General features: G+C 72.8%; 18 protein-coding genes and 1 riboswitch. Of the genes, 9 read left to right on the top strand and 9 right to left on the bottom strand.

Annotated features, from left to right (window positions below; all coding sequences use genetic code 11):
- From B9S58_RS10405 to thiO, 4 genes are all read right to left on the bottom strand, one after another.
- A partial coding sequence (locus B9S58_RS10405; RefSeq protein WP_146063489.1) for a protein kinase occupies positions 1-1,008 on the bottom strand: 1,008 nt, incomplete at its 3' end.
- A 115-nt stretch (positions 1,009-1,123) separates the two neighbouring features.
- On the bottom strand, positions 1,124-1,918 hold the full coding sequence (locus B9S58_RS10400; RefSeq protein WP_103531827.1) for a thiazole synthase: 795 nt from the start codon (positions 1,916-1,918) through the stop codon (positions 1,124-1,126).
- Positions 1,919-1,920: 2 nt separating this feature from the next.
- Positions 1,921-2,199, bottom strand: coding sequence for a sulfur carrier protein ThiS (gene thiS / locus B9S58_RS10395; RefSeq protein WP_258044299.1), 279 nt, complete (start codon positions 2,197-2,199; stop codon positions 1,921-1,923).
- Positions 2,196-3,395: a glycine oxidase ThiO gene (gene thiO / locus B9S58_RS10390; protein WP_103531826.1), complete on the bottom strand. Its 1,200-nt coding sequence runs from the start codon at positions 3,393-3,395 to the stop codon at positions 2,196-2,198. The genes thiS and thiO overlap by 4 nt, the downstream gene beginning before the upstream one ends.
- Positions 3,393-3,505, bottom strand: a riboswitch (TPP riboswitch). It overlaps the preceding gene by 3 nt.
- A 50-nt stretch (positions 3,506-3,555) precedes the next feature.
- Here thiO and B9S58_RS10385 point away from each other — a divergent pair.
- The 6 genes from B9S58_RS10385 (at position 3,556) to B9S58_RS10360 (ending at position 8,365) form a co-directional block, all read left to right on the top strand.
- Positions 3,556-3,897 carry a hypothetical protein gene (locus B9S58_RS10385; RefSeq protein WP_103531825.1) on the top strand — a complete coding sequence of 114 codons (342 nt, stop codon included), beginning with the start codon at positions 3,556-3,558 and terminating at the stop codon, positions 3,895-3,897.
- Between the two features lie 55 nt (positions 3,898-3,952).
- Positions 3,953-5,197, top strand: coding sequence for an NAD(P)/FAD-dependent oxidoreductase (locus tag B9S58_RS10380; protein WP_103531824.1), 1,245 nt, complete (start codon positions 3,953-3,955; stop codon positions 5,195-5,197).
- A gap of 82 nt (positions 5,198-5,279) precedes the next feature.
- The gene (locus B9S58_RS10375; protein ID WP_103531823.1) at positions 5,280-5,645 is read left to right on the top strand and encodes an Rv2175c family DNA-binding protein; all 366 of its coding nucleotides are present in this window, start codon (positions 5,280-5,282) and stop codon (positions 5,643-5,645) included.
- A gap of 76 nt (positions 5,646-5,721) precedes the next feature.
- Entirely contained in the window at positions 5,722-6,372 is a 651-nt protein-coding gene (gene thiE / locus B9S58_RS10370; protein ID WP_103531822.1) for a thiamine phosphate synthase, read from the top strand.
- A 126-nt stretch (positions 6,373-6,498) separates the two neighbouring features.
- Positions 6,499-7,416 carry a methylenetetrahydrofolate reductase [NAD(P)H] gene (gene metF / locus B9S58_RS10365; protein ID WP_103531821.1) on the top strand — a complete coding sequence of 306 codons (918 nt, stop codon included), beginning with the start codon at positions 6,499-6,501 and terminating at the stop codon, positions 7,414-7,416.
- 49 nt (positions 7,417-7,465) lie between these two features.
- Positions 7,466-8,365, top strand: coding sequence for a hypothetical protein (locus B9S58_RS10360; protein ID WP_103531820.1), 900 nt, complete (start codon positions 7,466-7,468; stop codon positions 8,363-8,365).
- A gap of 123 nt (positions 8,366-8,488) precedes the next feature.
- Here B9S58_RS10360 and B9S58_RS10355 read toward each other — a convergent pair whose 3' ends face one another.
- From B9S58_RS10355 to B9S58_RS10335, 5 genes are all read right to left on the bottom strand, one after another.
- On the bottom strand, positions 8,489-10,003 hold the full coding sequence (locus B9S58_RS10355; RefSeq protein WP_103531880.1) for an NAD(P)/FAD-dependent oxidoreductase: 1,515 nt from the start codon (positions 10,001-10,003) through the stop codon (positions 8,489-8,491).
- A 31-nt stretch (positions 10,004-10,034) separates the two neighbouring features.
- Entirely contained in the window at positions 10,035-10,652 is a 618-nt protein-coding gene (locus B9S58_RS10350; RefSeq protein WP_103531819.1) for a DUF4126 domain-containing protein, read from the bottom strand.
- A 438-nt stretch (positions 10,653-11,090) separates the two neighbouring features.
- Positions 11,091-11,702 carry a TetR/AcrR family transcriptional regulator gene (locus B9S58_RS10345; RefSeq protein ID WP_103531818.1) on the bottom strand — a complete coding sequence of 204 codons (612 nt, stop codon included), beginning with the start codon at positions 11,700-11,702 and terminating at the stop codon, positions 11,091-11,093.
- A gap of 53 nt (positions 11,703-11,755) precedes the next feature.
- On the bottom strand, positions 11,756-13,843 hold the full coding sequence (locus B9S58_RS10340) for a YhgE/Pip family protein (RefSeq protein ID WP_103531817.1): 2,088 nt from the start codon (positions 13,841-13,843) through the stop codon (positions 11,756-11,758).
- Positions 13,815-14,570, bottom strand: coding sequence for an ATP-binding cassette domain-containing protein (locus B9S58_RS10335; RefSeq protein ID WP_103531816.1), 756 nt, complete (start codon positions 14,568-14,570; stop codon positions 13,815-13,817). Before B9S58_RS10335 ends, B9S58_RS10340 begins: the two co-directional genes overlap by 29 nt.
- A 167-nt stretch (positions 14,571-14,737) precedes the next feature.
- Between B9S58_RS10335 and B9S58_RS10330 the strand changes: the two genes are divergently transcribed.
- The 3 genes from B9S58_RS10330 (at position 14,738) to B9S58_RS10320 (ending at position 16,781) form a co-directional block, all read left to right on the top strand.
- Positions 14,738-15,265, top strand: coding sequence for an SAV_6107 family HEPN domain-containing protein (locus tag B9S58_RS10330; RefSeq protein WP_103531815.1), 528 nt, complete (start codon positions 14,738-14,740; stop codon positions 15,263-15,265).
- A gap of 105 nt (positions 15,266-15,370) precedes the next feature.
- Complete coding sequence (locus B9S58_RS10325) at positions 15,371-16,129, top strand: methyltransferase (RefSeq protein ID WP_103531814.1); 759 nt, start codon at positions 15,371-15,373, stop codon at positions 16,127-16,129.
- Positions 16,130-16,376: 247 nt separating this feature from the next.
- Positions 16,377-16,781: a DUF3040 domain-containing protein gene (locus B9S58_RS10320; protein WP_103531813.1), complete on the top strand. Its 405-nt coding sequence runs from the start codon at positions 16,377-16,379 to the stop codon at positions 16,779-16,781.
- The last annotated feature ends 151 nt before the right edge of the window (positions 16,782-16,932 follow it).

Genomic DNA, 16,932 nt, shown 5'->3' with positions numbered 1-16,932 from the left:
GGCGGGGCCCGCCGGCGGCATCTCCAGGCGGCTGGTGCGGTGCACGACCCCGCCGTCGCCGCCGCCGTCCGCCGGGAGGGCCCGCGGGATCACGCTCGTACGGTCGTCCGCGCCGTCGTGCGCCTCCGACAGTGCCTGGGGCGGTACGGCGTCCAGCTCGGCGTCGGTCAGCGCGGTGCGGGCCTCACGCGTCTCGGCCAGCAGCAGCACCGCGTCGTGCGGCCGCACCTCGGGACTGCGGGCCGTCGCGCTCGCCACCAGGCTGTCCAGCGCGACCGGGAGCCCCGGCACGACGGCGGACGGGGCCGGGACGTCGGAGTTGAGGTGCCGGTAGATGATCTGGGCGGCGGTCTCGCCGGTGTGCGGCTTGGCGCCGGTCAGCATCTCGTACAGCACGACCCCGCAGGCGTATACGTCACTGCGGGTGTCGGCCGTGCCGTGTTCGATCTGCTCGGGGGCCAGATACGACACCGTGCCCAGCAGCGAGCCGGTGCTGTCGGTGGCCGTGCCGACCGCCCTGACCAGGCCGAAGTCGGCGACCTTCACCCGGCCGTCGTCCCCTATCAGGACGTTCTCGGGCTTCATGTCGCGGTGCACGAACCCCGCCCGGTGCGCGGCGCCGAGCGCGGCGAGGACCGGCTCCAGGATGTCCAGCGCAGCCCGGGGCTGCAGGGCCCCCCGCTCGCGCAGCACGTCGCGCAGGGTGCAGCCCGCCACGTACTCCATCGCGAGATAGACGTACGCGCCCTGGGCGCCCTGGTCGAAGACCGCGACGACATTGGGGTGGGCGAGGCGGGCCACCGACTTGGCCTCACGGATGAAGCGCTCGACGAACGAGACGTCGGTGGCGAGCGCCGGGTGCATCACCTTGAGGGCGAGCACCCGGTCCAGGCGGGTGTCCACGGCCCGGTAGACCGTGGCCATCCCGCCGACGGCGATGCGCGCCTCTATGCGATACCGGCCGTCGAGCAGCTGCCCGACGAGAGGGTCCTGGAGGGTCGTGTCCACCCCGAGAGTCTACGAGCCGTCGCCGACACCCCGGACGGGCCGGGGCACTCCCGCGGCCGTTCTGCAGCCGATCCGTGACAGGGACACGTCCTCGGTGGCGAGCCCGCCCAGCTGCTCAGAACGCCGGGCGCTCCGGATCGAGCACCGCCCGTCCGTCCATCGGCGACGAGGCCCGGGCGAAGCGGCGGCGCGGAATCCGGCCCGCCCGGTACGCGAGCCGCCCGCCCTCCACCGCGTGGCGCATCGCCCCGGCCATCAGCTCCGGCTCCTGGGCCCGGGTCACCGCCGAGGCGAGCATCACGGCGGCGCACCCCAGCTCCATCGCCTGCGCCGCGTCCGAGGCCGTCCCGGCGCCGGCGTCGAGGATCACCGGCACCCCGGCCCGCTCGACGATCAGCTCGAAGTTGTGCGGGTTGCGGATGCCGAGCCCGGAGCCGATGGGGGAGCCGAGCGGCATGATCGCCGCGCATCCCACGTCCTCCAGTCTCCGGGCCAGGACCGGGTCGTCGTTGGTGTAGGGCAGCACGACGAAACCGTCGTCGACCAGGATCTCGGCCGCGTCCAGCAGTTCGACGGTGTCGGGCAGCAGGGTCCGCTCGTCGGCCATCACCTCCAGCTTCACCCAGTCGGTGCCGAGCGCTTCCCGGGCCAGCCGCGCGGTCAGGACCGCCTCGCCCGCGGTGAAGCAGCCCGCGGTGTTCGGCAGGACCTGGATGGAGAGCCGCTCCAGCACCGAGAGCACCGAACCCCGCACGGTCGGGTCCAGCCGGCGCATCGCGACGGTGGTCAGCTCGGTGCCGGAGGCGATCAGCGAACGCTCCAGCACCTCCAGGCTCGGGGCCCCGCCGGTGCCCATGATCAGCCGGGAGCCGAAGGTGGCAGGACCCAGCGTGAAGACGTCGTCGGACATGGTCAGCCTCCCTGCACGGCGGTCAGTACCTCGACGCGGTCGCCCTCGGCGAGCGTCGTCGTGGCCCACCGGCCGCGCGGGACGACGCTCTCGTTGACGGCGGCGGCGACCCCGGAGCGGGCCGGGGTCAACGTGGCGACGAGGGCGTCCAGGGCCGTCCCGGCGGGAACGGCACGGGCTTCCCCGTTCACCGAGACGGAAACCGAGGCTCCGGACGGTACGGGGGCGGCGGCGGGCACCGGCGCGGAGGCGGGCTCCGGCACGGTGGGCTGCTGGGTCATACGGGCTGCTCCTGGAGTACGGGGGCGGCGGGGACGGCCGGTTCGAACCGGCCGGGGGCGAAGGGGCGGGCCGCCTCGGGCAGCTCGCCGGTGGTCAGGGCGTCGGCCATCGCGTCCCCGGTGACCGGGGTCAGCAGGACGCCGTTGCGGTGGTGACCGGTGGCGAGCAGCAGGCCGGGCAGCGCGGTCGGGCCGAGCAGCGGGGCGTTGTCGGGCGACGCGGGACGCAGACCGGCCAGGGTCTCGGTGAGTGGCAGCTCGGTGATGCCGGGCACCAGTTCGTGGGCGTCGCGCAGCAACTCGTACACCCCGCCGGCGGTGACCGTGGTGTCCCAGCCCAGCTCCTCGCTGGTGGCCCCGACGACCAGCTCGCCGTTCTCGCGCGGCACGAGGTAGAGGTGGCCGCCCCGGACCACGGCGCGCACGGTGCGGCTGAGGAAGGGGGCGTACGCCGGGGGCACGGTGAGCCGGAGGACCTGGCCTTTGACCGGGCGGACCGGCGGTACGAGCTCCGGCGGGAGCCCCGCGAGCCGGCCGCTGAGGCTGCCCGCGGCGAGCACGACCTGATCGACCGCGAACTCCGTGCCGTCGCCGAGCAGCGCCCCGGCCGCCCGGCCCCCGGCGACGGTGAGCCGCTCGGCGGTCGTCCGGCGGAACGCGACCCCGGCCCGCTCGCACGCGGTCAGCAGCGCCGCGGCGAGGCGGCGCGGATCCACCTGGTGGTCGCCGTCGACCCGGAGGCCGCCCCGGACGCCCGGGGCCAGCATCGGCTCCAGGCGGCGGCACTCACGGCCGCTCAGCCAGGTCGACTCCAGGCCCGAACGCTCCTGGAGGGCGTGCAGTTCGCGCAGGTGCGCGCGGTCGTCGGAGTCCAGGGCGACGGCGAGCGTGCCGCAGGTGCGAAAGCCGGTGTTCCGGCCGCTCGCCTCCTCCAGCTCGGTCACGAACGCCGGGTAGCGGGCGGCGGAGGCGAGGTTGAGCCCGAGCAGCATCTGCTCGCCGTAGTGCAGTTCGGTGACGGCGGCCAGCATGCCCGCCGCGACCTGTGCGGCGCCGCCGCCCGGCGCGGGGTCCGCCACCGTGACGCGCAGCCCCCGCTGGGCGGCCCGCCACGCGGTGACCAGACCGATGATTCCGCCCCCGATGACGAGGACGTCGGATCCGTCGGACCCGGAACTTCTCCCCGAGACGCGCATGGGTGTCCAGCCCCTCCCTTCGCCGGCATGACCCGGAGCAGGTTCGTACGGTCGGAGGCCGCCCAGCCTCCCTCTCAGCCCGGTGCGTCCGGGCTCCCGCGAGTGTTCTACCTTGGCCACCCTAGACCAGCCGCCCGTGGCAGTTAAGGGAGCGCCCACCATGGCCCGTTCGCTCGACGGACTCGTCCTCTCGCCCGTCGCCGACCAGGCCCCCGGTCAGGTCGGCACCCGCACCCGCTTCACGTACCACGAGCGGGACGGCCGGATCTGGGCCGAGTACGCGGGCGGCGACGTGGTCCGCGGCCATCTCGTCGGCACCCGGGACGGGGACGCGCTGGACTTCCGCTACGTACAGCTCAAGCAGGACGGAACGACCTCGTCCGGGCACTGCCTCTCGACGGTCGTCGACCTCGCGGACGGCCGGGTGCGTCTGGAGGAGCGGTGGGCCTGGGAGTCGCAGGAGGGCAGCGGCACCAGCGTGGTGGAACAGCTCGCTTCCTGAGCTCCCTCCCCGCACCCCCCTGTCTGACGATGCGTCAGTTGATTATGGTGGGCAGGTGAGCGAGCAGACGGAACAGCGGGCGGCGCGGCAGCGGACACGGCACGTCGTGGTCGTCGGAGCGGGCATGGCGGGCGTGCAGAGCGCCGTGGCCCTGCGCGAGGCGGGCTTCGCCGGGCCCGTCACCCTGATCGGCGCCGAGCCCCACCAGCCCTACGACCGCCCGCCGCTGTCCAAGGCCGTGCTGCTGGGCAAGGCCGAGGACTCCGCCTTCGACGTCGACTTCGAGGCGCTGGACATCACCCTGCGCCTCGGCCTGGACGTCACCGCCCTGCGCGCCGACGGCCATGTGCTGGACACCGCCGACGGGCCCGTCCGCTACGACGCCCTGGTCCTCGCGACCGGTGCGGAACCCCTGACCCTGCCCGGCACCGGGGGCGTGCCCGGCGTCCATCTGCTGCGCACCCTCGACGACGCCGCCCGGCTGCGGCCCGTCCTGGACCGGAAGCACGACGTGGTCGTCGTCGGGGCGGGCTGGATCGGCGCGGAATTCGCCACCGCCGCCCGTGCCGCGGGCTGCGCGGTCACCGTGGTCGAGGCCGCCGCCCGCCCGCTCGCGGGCACCCTGCCCGCCGAGGTGGCCGCCCCGATGGCCGACTGGTACGCCGACAGCGGCGCCGAACTCCTCACCGGGGCCCGGGTCGACCGCGTCGAGGAGGGGGCCGTCGTCCTCGCGGACGGCCGGGTCCTGCCCGCCGGGGCCGTGGTCGTCGGCATCGGCGCACGCCCCGCCACAGGCTGGCTGGCCGGTTCCGGGGTCGAGCTCGGCCCGGACGGCTCGGTCACCGCCGACAGCGCGCTGCGCACCTCGCTGCCCGATGTGTACGCGGCCGGGGACTGCGCCTCCTTCCCCTCGGCCCGCTACGGGACACGGCTGCTGGTCCACCACTGGGACAACGCCCTCCAGGGCCCGCGCACCGCGGCCGCCGCGATCATGGCCGCCCAGGACGGCGGACCGCTCCCCGTCTACGACCCCGTACCGTACTTCTGGTCCGAGCAGTTCGGCCGCTTCGTGCAGTACGCGGGCCACCACGCGGGCGCCGACACCCTGCTGTGGCGCGGCGACGGGGCGGACGCGGCCTGGTCGGTGTGCTGGCTGCGCGACGGCGCGCTGGCCGCCGTGCTCGCCGTGGGCCGCCCGCGCGACCTCGCCCAGGGCCGCAGGCTCATCGAGTCGGGGGCCGTGCTCGACCCGGAGAAGGTGGCCGACCCCGTCGTACCGCTGAAGTCCGCCGCCCGGTGAGAGACCCGGGACCCGCCGCGGCCGACCCCCGTACGGTCGGCCCGGCTACCGGCTGTCGGTCCTGGATGGCACGCTTGTCCTTGTGACCGAGATTGACGCAAAGACCGATGCTCTCGTCCCCGCCTGGCTCCACCTTCCCGACATCGCGGAACTGCTCGATGTCCAGGTGACGCGCGTACGGCAGCTGGTCAAGGAAGGCCAGCTCATCGCCGTACGCCGTGGTGAGAACCGGACGCTCCAGGTGCCCGCCGCCTTCATCGACGGCGACAAGGTGGTCAAGGGCCTCGCAGGCACCCTGACCCTCCTGAGGGACGACGGCTATTCCGACGAAGAGATGCTGGAGTGGCTCTTCACTCCCGACCCGACCCTGCCCGGCACCCCCGCAGAGGCGCTGAGCGAGAATCGCGGTACGGAGGTGAAGCGCCGCGCCCAGGCGCTCGCCGTCTGATCCGATACGACAGAAAGCGGTGCACGGGCCGCCCGGCGCGGCCCGTGCACCGTCACGACCCCGGGGGAGTTCCACCATGTCCACGCCTCGCGAGCAGCTGTCCGACGCCCGGCTCTATCTGTGTACGGACGCCCGCAAGCGGCAGGGTGACCTCCCCGCCTTCCTGGACGCCGTGCTCTCCGGCGGCGTCGACATCGTCCAGCTCCGGGACAAGGGCATGGAGGCCGCCGAGGAGCTGGAGCATCTCGCCGTCCTCGCCGACGCCTGCCGCCGGCACGGCAAGCTCCTCGCGGTGAACGACCGCGCCGACGTCGCCCACGCCATCGGCGCCGACGTCCTGCACCTCGGCCAGGGCGACCTGCCGGTCCCCGCCGCCCGCGCGATCATCGGTGCCGACCGGCTGATCGGCCGCTCCACGCACTCCGAGGCCGAGGCCGACGCCGCCGTCGCCCAGGACGGTGTGGACTACTTCTGCACCGGCCCCTGCTGGCCCACCCCTACCAAGCCCGGCCGCCACGCCCCCGGCCTCGACCTCGTGCGCCACGCCGCCTCCCTCGACCAGCCGCGCCCCTGGTTCGCGATCGGGGGGATCGACGCGGGCAATCTGGACCAGGTGCTGGACGCCGGGGCCCGCCGTGTCGTCGTCGTCCGGGCGATCACCGAGGCCGACGATCCCGCCGCCGCCACCGCCGACCTGGCCCACCGTGTCCGGGAGCACACGCTCTGAGCTTTCGGCGTGCTGCTGCCGGACATCTCGGGCTCTTGTCCGAGGGATGGACAACAGTCCGGCAATACGGGACAAAGTTTCCCGCTCTGGTTGGGAGAGTGTCCACCCCCTGGTTAATCTCCCTTCATGGCCCTTGGCACACCCTCCACCAGGACGGATCACGCGCGCACCGTGCGTGACCTGCTAGCGACCGGCAAGACGTCGTACTCCTTCGAGTTCTGGGCGCCCAAGACGGAAAAAGGTGAGCGCAACCTCTGGAACGCGCTGCGCCGGGTCGAGGCGGTCCGCCCGAGCTTCGTCTCCGTGACGTACGGCGCCGGCGGCTCCACCCGCGCCGGGACGGTCCGGGCCACCCAGCAGATCGCCGCCGACTCCACCCTCACCCCGGTCGCCCACCTCACCGCGGTGGACCACTCCGTCGCCGAGCTGCGCAACATGATCGGGCAGTACGCCGACGCGGGCATCAGGAACATTCTCGCGGTCCGCGGCGACCCGCCGGGCGACCCGATGGGCGAGTGGGTGGAGCACCCGCGGGGGGTGAAGTACGCCGCCGACCTCGTCCGGCTCATCAAGGAATCGGGCGACTTCTGCGTCGGCGTCGCGGCCTTTCCCGAAATGCACCCCCGGTCGTCCGACTGGGAGACGGACATCGGTCATTTCGTGGACAAGTGCCGGGCGGGCGCGGATTATGCGATCACCCAGATGTTCTTCCGCCCGGAGGACTATCTCCGGATGCGTGACCGGGTGGTCGCTGCGGGTTGCGAAACGCCGGTGATCCCCGAGGTCATGCCCCTTACCAGCGTGAAGCAACTGGAAAAGTTCTCCCAGCTCAGCAACGCGACCGTGCCCGCGTCGTTGAAAGAGCGCATCCTCGCGGTCAAGGACGATCCAGCCGCTGTACGCTCCCTTGGTATCGAGTTCGCAACGGAGTTCTGCGCGAAGCTGCTGTCCGAGGGTGTGCCCGGACTGCACTTCATCACGCTCAACAACTCGACGGCTACGCTCGAAATCTACGAAAAACTCGGACTGCACAAGCAGTCGTGACCGGTCGTACCCGCCTCCGGCGCGGTTACGGCCGAAGGAGGGGGCGGGCGTGGGCTGGACGGTCCTCTACATCGCATTCGGTCTGGTGGCCCTGTGGCTGCTCGGCGAGGTGCTGCTGCAGTACAAGGCACGACTGCGCTGGCGGCTCCTCGCCTTCGCCGGCTTCCTCGGCGTGGTGGTCGGGGTGCTGCTGGCCTCCGTCCCGGTCATCGTCCTCGGCACCCTCGCCTTCGCCACCGGCCAGACCTTCGTGACGCTGTCGTTCCGGCGCGGCTTCTCCACCGGCTGGGCCATGGGCGGCAGCCCGGGGGAGAGCCGCCGGCGCAGGGGCGGCGGCGAGGGCGCCGCGGTGAAGGAACCCACGCTGGAGGTCTCGGACCTGGAGGTCGCCGCCCCCGGGTACGACCACCCTCCGTCCGCGCCGTCCGTCTACGAATCGCAGCCGCTGCCCGACGACACCGGCCAGTACGGCGTGTACGGGGGCACCGGCTACGACGCGAACGGCGACGCCCGCCAGGACCAGGGCCACGAGGCCGACCCCTCGGCCCAGCCGCAGTACGCCGCGTACGACCCGTTCGCCGGCTACGAACAGCAGCCGGCCCAGGACGACCCCTACGCCGGAACGTACGACTACGGCACCGGCCGGCAGAGCTACGCCGCCTACTCCGACCCGTACATCGGCACCACCAACGGAGCCCCCTCCCATGGCGGTTACGACGCCTACGGCGACGGCTACGACAGCCAGGGCGGGCAGCAGAGTTACGCCGACCCCTACGCCCAGAGCTACGGCGCGGAGACGTACGGCACGGACACCCCGCCCGGCGGCGTCTGGGTCCCGCAGCAGCGCGACGCCGAGCAGCACCCCCCGATGGGGCCGGAGCAGCCCGCGGGGCCCGCCCCGTACGGCAACGGCTACGACACCGGCCAGAACGAGCAGTACCGCTACTGAACGAGCGGCGCCGCTGTGGAGAGACCGCCCGCCGCTGCCGGGAGACGGGCCCCGGTCGGCAGCGGTCGGTGCCCGGGCGGTCGCCCGCTGCCCGGGCGACGGCAGCGGGCCCGGACTCCTCGTTCAGCGGGAGCCGCGGAAGCCGTCGCCCTCCACGACGAGTCCGGCCACCAGCGTCCCCGACATACCGGCGTGCGCGAGCCCGCCGCCCGGGTGCGCCCAGCCACCCGCCAGATACAGCCCCGGCAGCCGGGTGAGGTTGCCCGGGTGCAGATACGCGCCGTCCGCTCCGGCCAGCGCGGGCGGTGGTACCGCACCGCCCTCCGCCCCCGTCTCCGCCTCGGTCTCCGCGGGCGTGCGGACCTCGGTGTGCAGGATCCGCTCCCGCAGCCCGGGAACGGCCGCCGCGGCCCGCTCGACCAGGACGTCGGCGAACCGCTGCCGCATCCCGGCGTCCCGCCAGTCGACCGGCCCCTGCGGAGCCACCGTCGCGGTGAGCGTCACCGCCTCGTGCTCCGCGTCCGGGCGGGTCGCCGGATCGTCGGGGCGCAGCACCGTCACCGTGGGGTGCCCGGCGACCCGGCCCCCGAACACCGCCTCCTGCTCCGCCGCACCGTCGGCGCTGTGCACCACGCTCCGGTGCACCGCGTCCGCCTCCCGGGCCCCGCGCAGCGACAGCAGCACCGTGAACCGGCCCGCCGCGCCCGCGCCCGAGCCCGTCCGGACCGTCACAGCGCCCGCGCCCCCCACCTGCTGACCCGGAATCAGCCCCGGGCCCGGCCGGACCCCGAGCACCACCCGGTCGGCCTCGGCCACCTCACCGCCCGCCAGCTCCACGCCCGCGGCCCGGCCGTCCCTCTCGACGACCCGGAGCACCTCGGCCCCGAAGACGAACTCCACCCTGCGGGCCAGGCACCGCTCGTACACCGCCCGCGCCAGCTCGCGCATCCCGCCCATCACATACCAGCTGCCGAAGGTCTGCTCCATGTACGGCAGCAGCGCGGCGCTCGCGGGGGCGGTGCGCGGGTCGAGGCCGTGGGACAGCGCGTACCCGTCGAGCAGGGCGGCGAGCCGGACGTCCGCCAGCTCCCACGCGCCGATCTCCGCGACCGTGCCCGCCTGCCGGGCCCCGCGCAGCAGACGCCGCTGCCGCACGGCGGGATACGGGTCGCGCCCCAGCACCTGGTGGTCCGCCCGCAGGGGCTCCTCCAGAAGAGGGCGCCGCGACCGGTCCCAGGCGTCCCGGGCCCGGTCCATGAAGTCGCTCCAGCGCGCCCCGGCCCCCGCGCCGAGGGCTCCGTCCAGGGCGGCGGCCACCCCGGCCCGGGAGGCGTTGGGCAGGGACACCGTCGTGCCGTCCGCGAAGAGATGGCGGCTCGCCGGATCGACCTGGGTCAGCGTCACGCACTGCTCCAGCGACTCCTTGCCCGTCTTCACGAAGAGGTCGCGCTGGACGGCGGGGAGGTGCAGCAGTCCGGGCCCGGTGTCGAAGACGAAGCCCTCGTGCGCATGGCGGCCCACCGCGCCGCCATAGCTCGCGGACCGCTCGTACACCGTCACCTTGTCGCCCGCCACGGCGAGCCGGGCGGCCGCCGCCATCGCGCCCGTCCCGGCGCCGATCACCGCAATTCGTGCCATGCCGGTGACTTTATCGACCGGCACCGACAGTTCAGCCGGGAGGCCGGGGCCCACCGGTTCCGGCCAGGCGTTTCTCCTCGCGGCGCTGGGCCCGGCGGCGCAGGAAGCGGCGGATCCGCGAGGCGAGGAAGACCACGATGACGATCCCGAGCACCAGCAGCACGGCCGCGATCACGGCGGCCGCCACCGGATTGAATATGGCGAAGGTGACGACTCCCGCGACCCCGAGGTCCTCGGCGATGCTCATTCCGACGTTGCTGAAGGGCTCCGGGGAGGTGTTGACGGCCATCCGCGTGCCGGCCTTCACCAGATGGCTCATCAGCGCCGTGGTGCCGCCGATGGCACCGGCCGCCAGCTCCGGCAGCGAACCGTTCTCCCCGGCGAGCAGCGCGGCGATGACCGCCCCCGTCACCGGCCGGATCACGGTGTGCGCCGTGTCCCAGACCGAGTCCACGTAGGGAATCTTGTCCGCCACCGCCTCGCAGAGGAACAGGACACCGGCGACGATCAGGACGTCGGTGCGCTGCAGGGCGGCGGGCACCTCGTCGGACACGCCGGTCGCGCCGAACAGGCCGAGCAGCAGGACCACCGCGTACGCGTTGATTCCGCTGGCCCAGCCGCTTGTGAACACCAGGGGGATTACCGACACGCAGGCGATCGTAACGACCCCGTGCCGGACCCGGGTGGGGTTCGGCACGGAGCCCTGAGTACGCGTACCTAGGGACAGAGATGAGTAGCTGCGCGGATAGGCTCCCACCTGCGTGGACGGCAGAGTGATGACCACGGAAGGGGCGCTGCGCCAGGACCGCCGGCACGGGGCGGCGGAACGGTGCGGTTCCCCCGACGCAACGGGGGTGCACGACGGAGGCCCGGGGACCACGGGGGACATACGAGGTCACGGGAAAAGGGTTTCCGACACGCACGGAAGACGCCGGTCCGGTGAAGTTCGCGGGGGATGCGAACTCCAGCGGTCGGCGTCTTCGGCGTTCCCGGTCCTGTCCGGATCCCGTTCCCGGACCGTACCGGGAACAAGATCCGGGTCCCGTACCCGTACCCGGACCCGCGATTCCGGCGGGCCCGGCCGGCTTCAGCGTCCGCTGACCCGCCCGTGCAGCAACAGCGACAGCGCCGAGTGGACCTCGTCGATCGAGCGCTCCGGCTGGAACGCCTGCCAGTCCAGCGCCGCCACCAGCACCATCCCGACCAGCGCGGCGGCCGTCAGCGGGATGTCGATCTCCTCGCTCAGCTCACCGCTGCGCACCGCGTCCCGCAGCACGTCCTCGACGACCGCGACGGCCTCCTGACGTACCACCAGCAGCGTGGACTGCCAGGCGCGGTTGGTGCGCCAGAGCTCGGCCACGTACAGCTGGGTGAAGGCCGGATACCGGTCGATGAAGGCGAGCCCGGCCCGGATCATCGCGTCCAGCGCCTTGACCCGGGTGCCGCCGCGTTCCTCGGACTCCTCGGCGGCGGCCCGCAGCGAGGCCGTGAGCAGCCCCACGCCGTGCCGGAGCAGCTCCTCGAACAGTTCGGTCTTGCTCTTGAAGTTGTAATAGACCGTGCCCTTGGCGACCCCGGCCCGCTCGGCGATCTCGTCGACGGTGGTCGCCGAGAAGCCCTTCTCGGCGATGAGTGTCACCGCCGCCTCGTAGAGCTTCTGCCGGGTGGCCTGGCGGCGCGTGGTGCCACTGCTTTCCATGAGTCCGATTCTTCCAGGCCCCGCCGCACTCACCGGCTCGACTCCCGGCGCGCTCACAGGCTCAGCTCCGGGTGCAGCCGGCTCAGGCTCCACACCTGCTTGCGGCGGGCGGTGAACGCGGTCAGGGCGAGCGCGCCGACGGTGAAGGCCCCCAGCACCGCGCAGCCCAGCCAGACCGGGGTGAGCGGACCGCCGGTGATCAGCCTGCGCAGCCCCTCGACGACGTACGTCATCGGCAGGTACGGGTGGATCGCGCCGAAGAAGCCGGGGCTGGTCTGGACGGGGTACGTGCCCCCGGCCGAGGTCAGCTGGAGCATCAGCACCACCAGCACCAGGATCCGCCCGGCCGCCCCGAAGCAGGCGTTCAGCCACTGCACGATCGCGGCGAAGCAGCAGGTCACCAGGGCCAGGAAGGCGATCGTTCCGGCGGCGTGGGTCATCTGGAGGTCGAGGCCCCAGTGCAGGACGGCCATCAGGGCGCCGACCTGGGCCGTGCCGATGGCGGCGACCGGGAGCCAGCCGGCGAGCGCGATCCGCCAGGAGGAGGCCCCGGCGGCGAGTGCCCGTCGGTTGAGCGGCTGGATCAGCATGTACGCCACCATCGCTCCGACCCACAGGGACAGCGGGATGAAGTACGGGGCGAATCCGGTGCCGTAGTTGGGCGCTTCGTGCAGCGACTTGGAGGCCAGCTGGACGGGGTCGGCCATGACGTCGGTCCGCGCGTCGCGGTCCTTCTTGCCGTAGTCCGGGATCTTGTCCACGCCGTCGTTGAGGCCCTGAGCCAGCTCGGCCGAACCGTCGCCGAGCCGGAACAGCCCGCCGTCCAGGTTCTCCGCGCCGGTCTTCAGCTTGCCGACGCCGGTGTCCAGGTTGCTGGAGCCGGTCTGCGCGCCGCCGAGTCCGGTGTGCAGCGCCTGCGCGCCCTTGGCGACCTTGTGGGCGCCGGTGTTGAGCTTGTTGGCCTTGCTGACGGCCGATGTCAGGTCGTCGTCCAGTGTCGGCGCGCGCTCCGCGAGGTCCTCGGCCTGCTTCTGGAAGGCGGTCAGCTGGGTGCTCAGCTTCTTCAGGTCGCCGTTCTGGTTGGTGACCAGGGTGTTCACATCGGCGGCGATCTTCGCGACGTCGACGGCTGTGACCTTGGCGCGCTCCAGCGGCGGGCAGACCTTGGCGTCGGGCTCCTCGGCCTCCTCGCACTGGGTGCGGTGGATCCCGGTGAGCTCGTCGGCCGCCTCCTTGGCGCCGACGGCGGCGGTCGGCGCGCTCTTCACGAGCAGGTCGAGGTTGTGCCGTACGGCCCCGGAGGTGTCGGCCACCAGCCGCGCCGTGTCGCGGATGGACTTCCCGTTGTCCTGGAAGAAGGGGCGTACGTCGTCGGCGATCCCGTTGACCTTGTCGGCCAGCACCTGGGTGCCGCCGGCCACCTGCGCGGAGCCCGTGGCGACATCGCGCGAGAGCTGGTTCAGCTTGACGATCCCGTCGGAGAGCTTCTTGCTGCCCGCCTTGGAGTCCTTGAGGCCGTCCGCGAGGTCCTTGGAACCCTGCTTGGCCTTCGAGATGCCGCCCTTGAGGTCGTCGGCGCCCTTGGCCGCCTCGGCGGTCTTGTCGTGCAGATCGGAGAAGTTGATGAAGATACGGTCCAGGAAGCCGCGGGAGGCGTTGGTGGAGGCGGCGTTGCGCACCTCTCCGAAGACCGTCCTGGAGATCTGCCCGACGATGTAGTTGTTCGCGTCGTTCGTCCGCACCTGGAGTGCGCCGGTCTCGGGGGAGTCCCCGCCGCTGGACGCGATCTTCTTGCTGAAGTCCGACGGCATCGTCAGCGAGAGGTAGTACGTGCCCTCCTCGACGCCCTTCTCGGCCTCGGCGGAACTCACCTCGTGCCAGTCGAACACCTTGGAGTCGAGCAGCTTCTCGCTGATCTCGTCCCCGGCCGTGACGCGCTTGCCGTCGCTGGTGGCCCCCTTGTCGTCGTTGACCAGGGCGACGGGCAGCTTGTCCAGCTTCCCGTACGGGTCCCAGAAGGAGCACAGGTACAGGGCGCCGTAGAGCAGCGGCAGGAGCAGCAGGGCCACCAGCGCGGCGGCCGGCAGCTTCCCCCTGCCGAACCGCTTCAGCTCAAGCGCGGCCAGCTTCGGCGAACGCATCGGCCGTCTCCTCATCGGTGGTGGGTGCGAGTGCGGGTGCGGTGCGTACGACCTGGGTGTCCTCGGGGGCCTTGCTGCACACGGCGAGCACGGTCGTCCCGGCGTCGGCCACGGAGCGCAGCAGCGCCCAGGCCTGGTCGCGTTCGGCGTCCGGGAGCTTGAGGTCGGTGTCGTCCACGGCGAGCAGCCGCGGCTTGCCGATCAGCGCCAGCGCGACGGACAGCCGCAGCGCCTCCAGCCGCTCCAGATCCCGCACGGAGGTGCGCCCCGACTTGGGCAGGACGGCGGGATCGAGGCCCGCGGCCTCCAGAGCCTCGTCGACCCGGGCCTCGGCCGCGGCCCGGCGCTCGGCGCGCGGGCGCAGCAGGGTGCGCAGGGAGGCGCCGTAGCGGCCCTGGAGGAGGGCGCGTTCGCCGAGGTGCTCGGCGACGGTGAAGGCGGGGTCCAGCTCGCTGACGCCCGGCACCGGGCCCAGGGCGGCGATCCTGCGGACGGCGGCGGCCTGCTTGGGCAGTCGTAGTCCGCCGGTCTCCGCGTGGCCCTCGGTGGTGCGCATCCGGCCGGTCAGGGCGAGCAGCAGGCAGGTGCGGCCCGATCCCGACGGCCCCTCGATGGCCACCAGCGTTCCTGGCTCGGCGCTGAACGTCACGTTCCGGAAGACCCGGCCGCGCGGTCCCTCCAGTCCGAAGTCCTCGGCGCTGACAGCCGCGCCGTGCGGGCTCTCCACAGAGACCCTCCCTAATTGAACTGACCAGTCAGTGCAAAAAGGTAGTCCGAACTTGGGCTCGAAGCAAAACGGCAGGTCAGAGGCGGATCCAGGTCGATTGTCAGTGGGGCCCGCCACCATGGACACAGACGGCCACGAAGCCGTCACACGACGACAGGAGGTTCGTCATGGCCAGCTCGTCCGCAGCCGCCGCCCCGCGGCGCCGCGCAGGCAGCCCTGCCCCCTCACTGACCGGTCCGGCCGATGATGTCCACCCCGTGCTGCGCCGCAGCACGGCACCGCCCGCCGCTCTCGAACTGCTCGCCAAGGCCCGCTCCGGCCTCGACGAGGCCGCCGTGCTCCACGAGCCGAACGAGCGGTATGCCACCGCCCACCTCGCCGCCCTGCGCACCGCGGCGGCCGTGCTGGCCGCCCGCGGCCGCCCCGAGACGAACAAGCGCCGCCGCGAGCGCATCCGCAGCGCCTGGGAGGTCCTCCCGGAGATAGCACCGGAACTGACCGAATGGAGCGCCCTCTTCGCCTCGGGCGCCCTGCGCCGGGCCCGCGCGGAGGCCGGCATGCCGGGAGCCGCCAGCGGGCGCGACGCCGATGACCTCCTGCGCGCCGCGGCCATGTTCCTGCGCCTGGTGGAACGGCTGCTGGTGCTCCAGCCGGTGCTCCCGCAACCACGCCCGGAGCGCCCGGGCGGCGGGTGACCCGGGGTCTGGTGCGAGGCAATAGGGTGGTGACCGCCCACATCACCACCCGCACTGTTCACGCTCCGCCGTCCCCGGCGGCACCGTGCCGAGGAGTCATCTGCCGTGTCGGACCAGCTGCGCCCCCGCGCCTCCCTCCGTACCGCCGTGGTCTGGGAGGTCCTCAAGGACGCTCTGGACCGTCAGGCCAAGGCGAACGGCAGGGACGCCCTGGATGTCCTGGACACCGGCGGCGGCACCGGCAATTTCGCCGTGCCCGCGGCCCGTCTCGGCCACCGGGTCACCGTCGTCGACCCCAGCCCCAACGCGCTCTTCGCACTGGAGCGCCGCGCGGCCGAGGCCGGGGTCGCCGACCGGGTCCGGGGAGTCCAGGGCGACGTCCTCGGGCTGTTCGACGTCGTGGAGCGTGACGGCTTCGACGCGGTGCTCTGCCACGGCGTCCTGGAGTACGTCGACGAGCCCGCCGAGGGCGTGCGCAACGCGGTCGAGGCGCTGCGTTCCTCCGGCGCGCTCAGCCTGCTGGCCGCCGGCCTCGGCGGAGCCGTCCTGGCCCGCGCGCTCGCCGGTCACTTCACCGAGGCCCGGCAGGCGCTCACCGACCCGGCCGGACGCTGGGGCGAGGGCGACCCGGTGCCCCGCAGGTTCACCGCCGACCAGCTCTCCCACCTGCTCTCCGAGGCCGGTCTGGAGATCGCCGCGGTACACGGTGTCCGGGTCTTCGCCGACCTCGTGCCGGGCGGCCTGGTGGACACCGAGCCCGGCGCCATGGAGGCGCTCCTCAAGCTGGAAGCGGCTGTGGCCGAGCAGCCCGCGTTCCATTCCGTCGCCGCCCAGCTGCACGTTCTGGGCGAGAAGCGCCGCTGATCAGCAACGCAGCTGCGGACGGAGTGGGACTCAGGACCCCCGTACGGGGCGTACGCCCCGTATGATCGGGTGACACCATCCGGCATGGCGGATCGGTCGTCGGGGAATCTACGCCTCAGCAGCCGAGCCGACATAGCGGTCCGGACTGGCTGAACGCTAGAGGGCGGGTTTCACGGGGGCGAATCCCTGCCTATCCTGGAAGGGCCGCATACCGGTCGCCCCCGCGGCCGACGACGAGGAGGATCCCGTGCCGCTCTCGGAGCACGAGCAGCGCATGCTCGAGCAGATGGAGCGAGCGCTGTACGCCGAAGATCCCAAGTTCGCGACAGCGCTCGAGGGAAGCGGACTGCGTACGTACACCCGGAAAAGGGTCTATCAGGCGGTCGCTGGCTTCCTGGTGGGTATCGCGCTCCTCATGGCCGGAATGGTCGCCCAGCAGATCTGGATCAGCGTGGTGGGGTTCCTCGTCATGCTCGGCTGTGCCGTGCTGGCGGTCACCGGATGGCGCAAAGCGCCCAAACCCGGTGAACAACAGTCGGCCGCTGCAGACAGCGGGGACGGCGGTGCACGCCGCCGGCCGAGACAACGCCGGTCGATGATGAACCGCATCGAACAGCGGTGGCAGCGCCGCCACGACGAACAGGGCCAGTAGAACGCCTCGGTCCTGTTCTGCTACAGGACCGTGCGATGGCACGACGTAGGACACCGACGGGTGAGGGGCGGCCGCATTTCTGCGGCCGCCCCTCACCCATATGCGGGCCACCCCTGCGGGCCACCCCTGCGGGCCACCCCTGCGGGCCACC

Source organism: Streptomyces sp. SM11 (assembly GCF_002910905.1).
In the GTDB taxonomy this organism is placed as follows: Bacteria; Actinomycetota; Actinomycetes; order Streptomycetales; family Streptomycetaceae; genus Streptomyces.
Note: the sequence above shows the minus strand (reverse complement) of the source record. Positions and strands in the feature narration are given on the sequence as shown.

Coding starts and splice junctions, on each gene's coding strand:
- B9S58_RS10400 (WP_103531827.1), bottom strand. CDS start 1,918: ATGTCCGACGACGTCTTCACGCTGGGTCCTGCCACCTTCGGCTCCCGG.
- thiS (WP_258044299.1), bottom strand. CDS start 2,199: ATGACCCAGCAGCCCACCGTGCCGGAGCCCGCCTCCGCGCCGGTGCCC.
- thiO (WP_103531826.1), bottom strand. CDS start 3,395: ATGCGCGTCTCGGGGAGAAGTTCCGGGTCCGACGGATCCGACGTCCTC.
- B9S58_RS10385 (WP_103531825.1), top strand. CDS start 3,556: ATGGCCCGTTCGCTCGACGGACTCGTCCTCTCGCCCGTCGCCGACCAG.
- thiE (WP_103531822.1), top strand. CDS start 5,722: ATGTCCACGCCTCGCGAGCAGCTGTCCGACGCCCGGCTCTATCTGTGT.
- metF (WP_103531821.1), top strand. CDS start 6,499: ATGGCCCTTGGCACACCCTCCACCAGGACGGATCACGCGCGCACCGTG.
- B9S58_RS10355 (WP_103531880.1), bottom strand. CDS start 10,003: ATGGCACGAATTGCGGTGATCGGCGCCGGGACGGGCGCGATGGCGGCG.
- B9S58_RS10345 (WP_103531818.1), bottom strand. CDS start 11,702: ATGGAAAGCAGTGGCACCACGCGCCGCCAGGCCACCCGGCAGAAGCTC.
- B9S58_RS10340 (WP_103531817.1), bottom strand. CDS start 13,843: ATGCGTTCGCCGAAGCTGGCCGCGCTTGAGCTGAAGCGGTTCGGCAGG.
- B9S58_RS10330 (WP_103531815.1), top strand. CDS start 14,738: ATGGCCAGCTCGTCCGCAGCCGCCGCCCCGCGGCGCCGCGCAGGCAGC.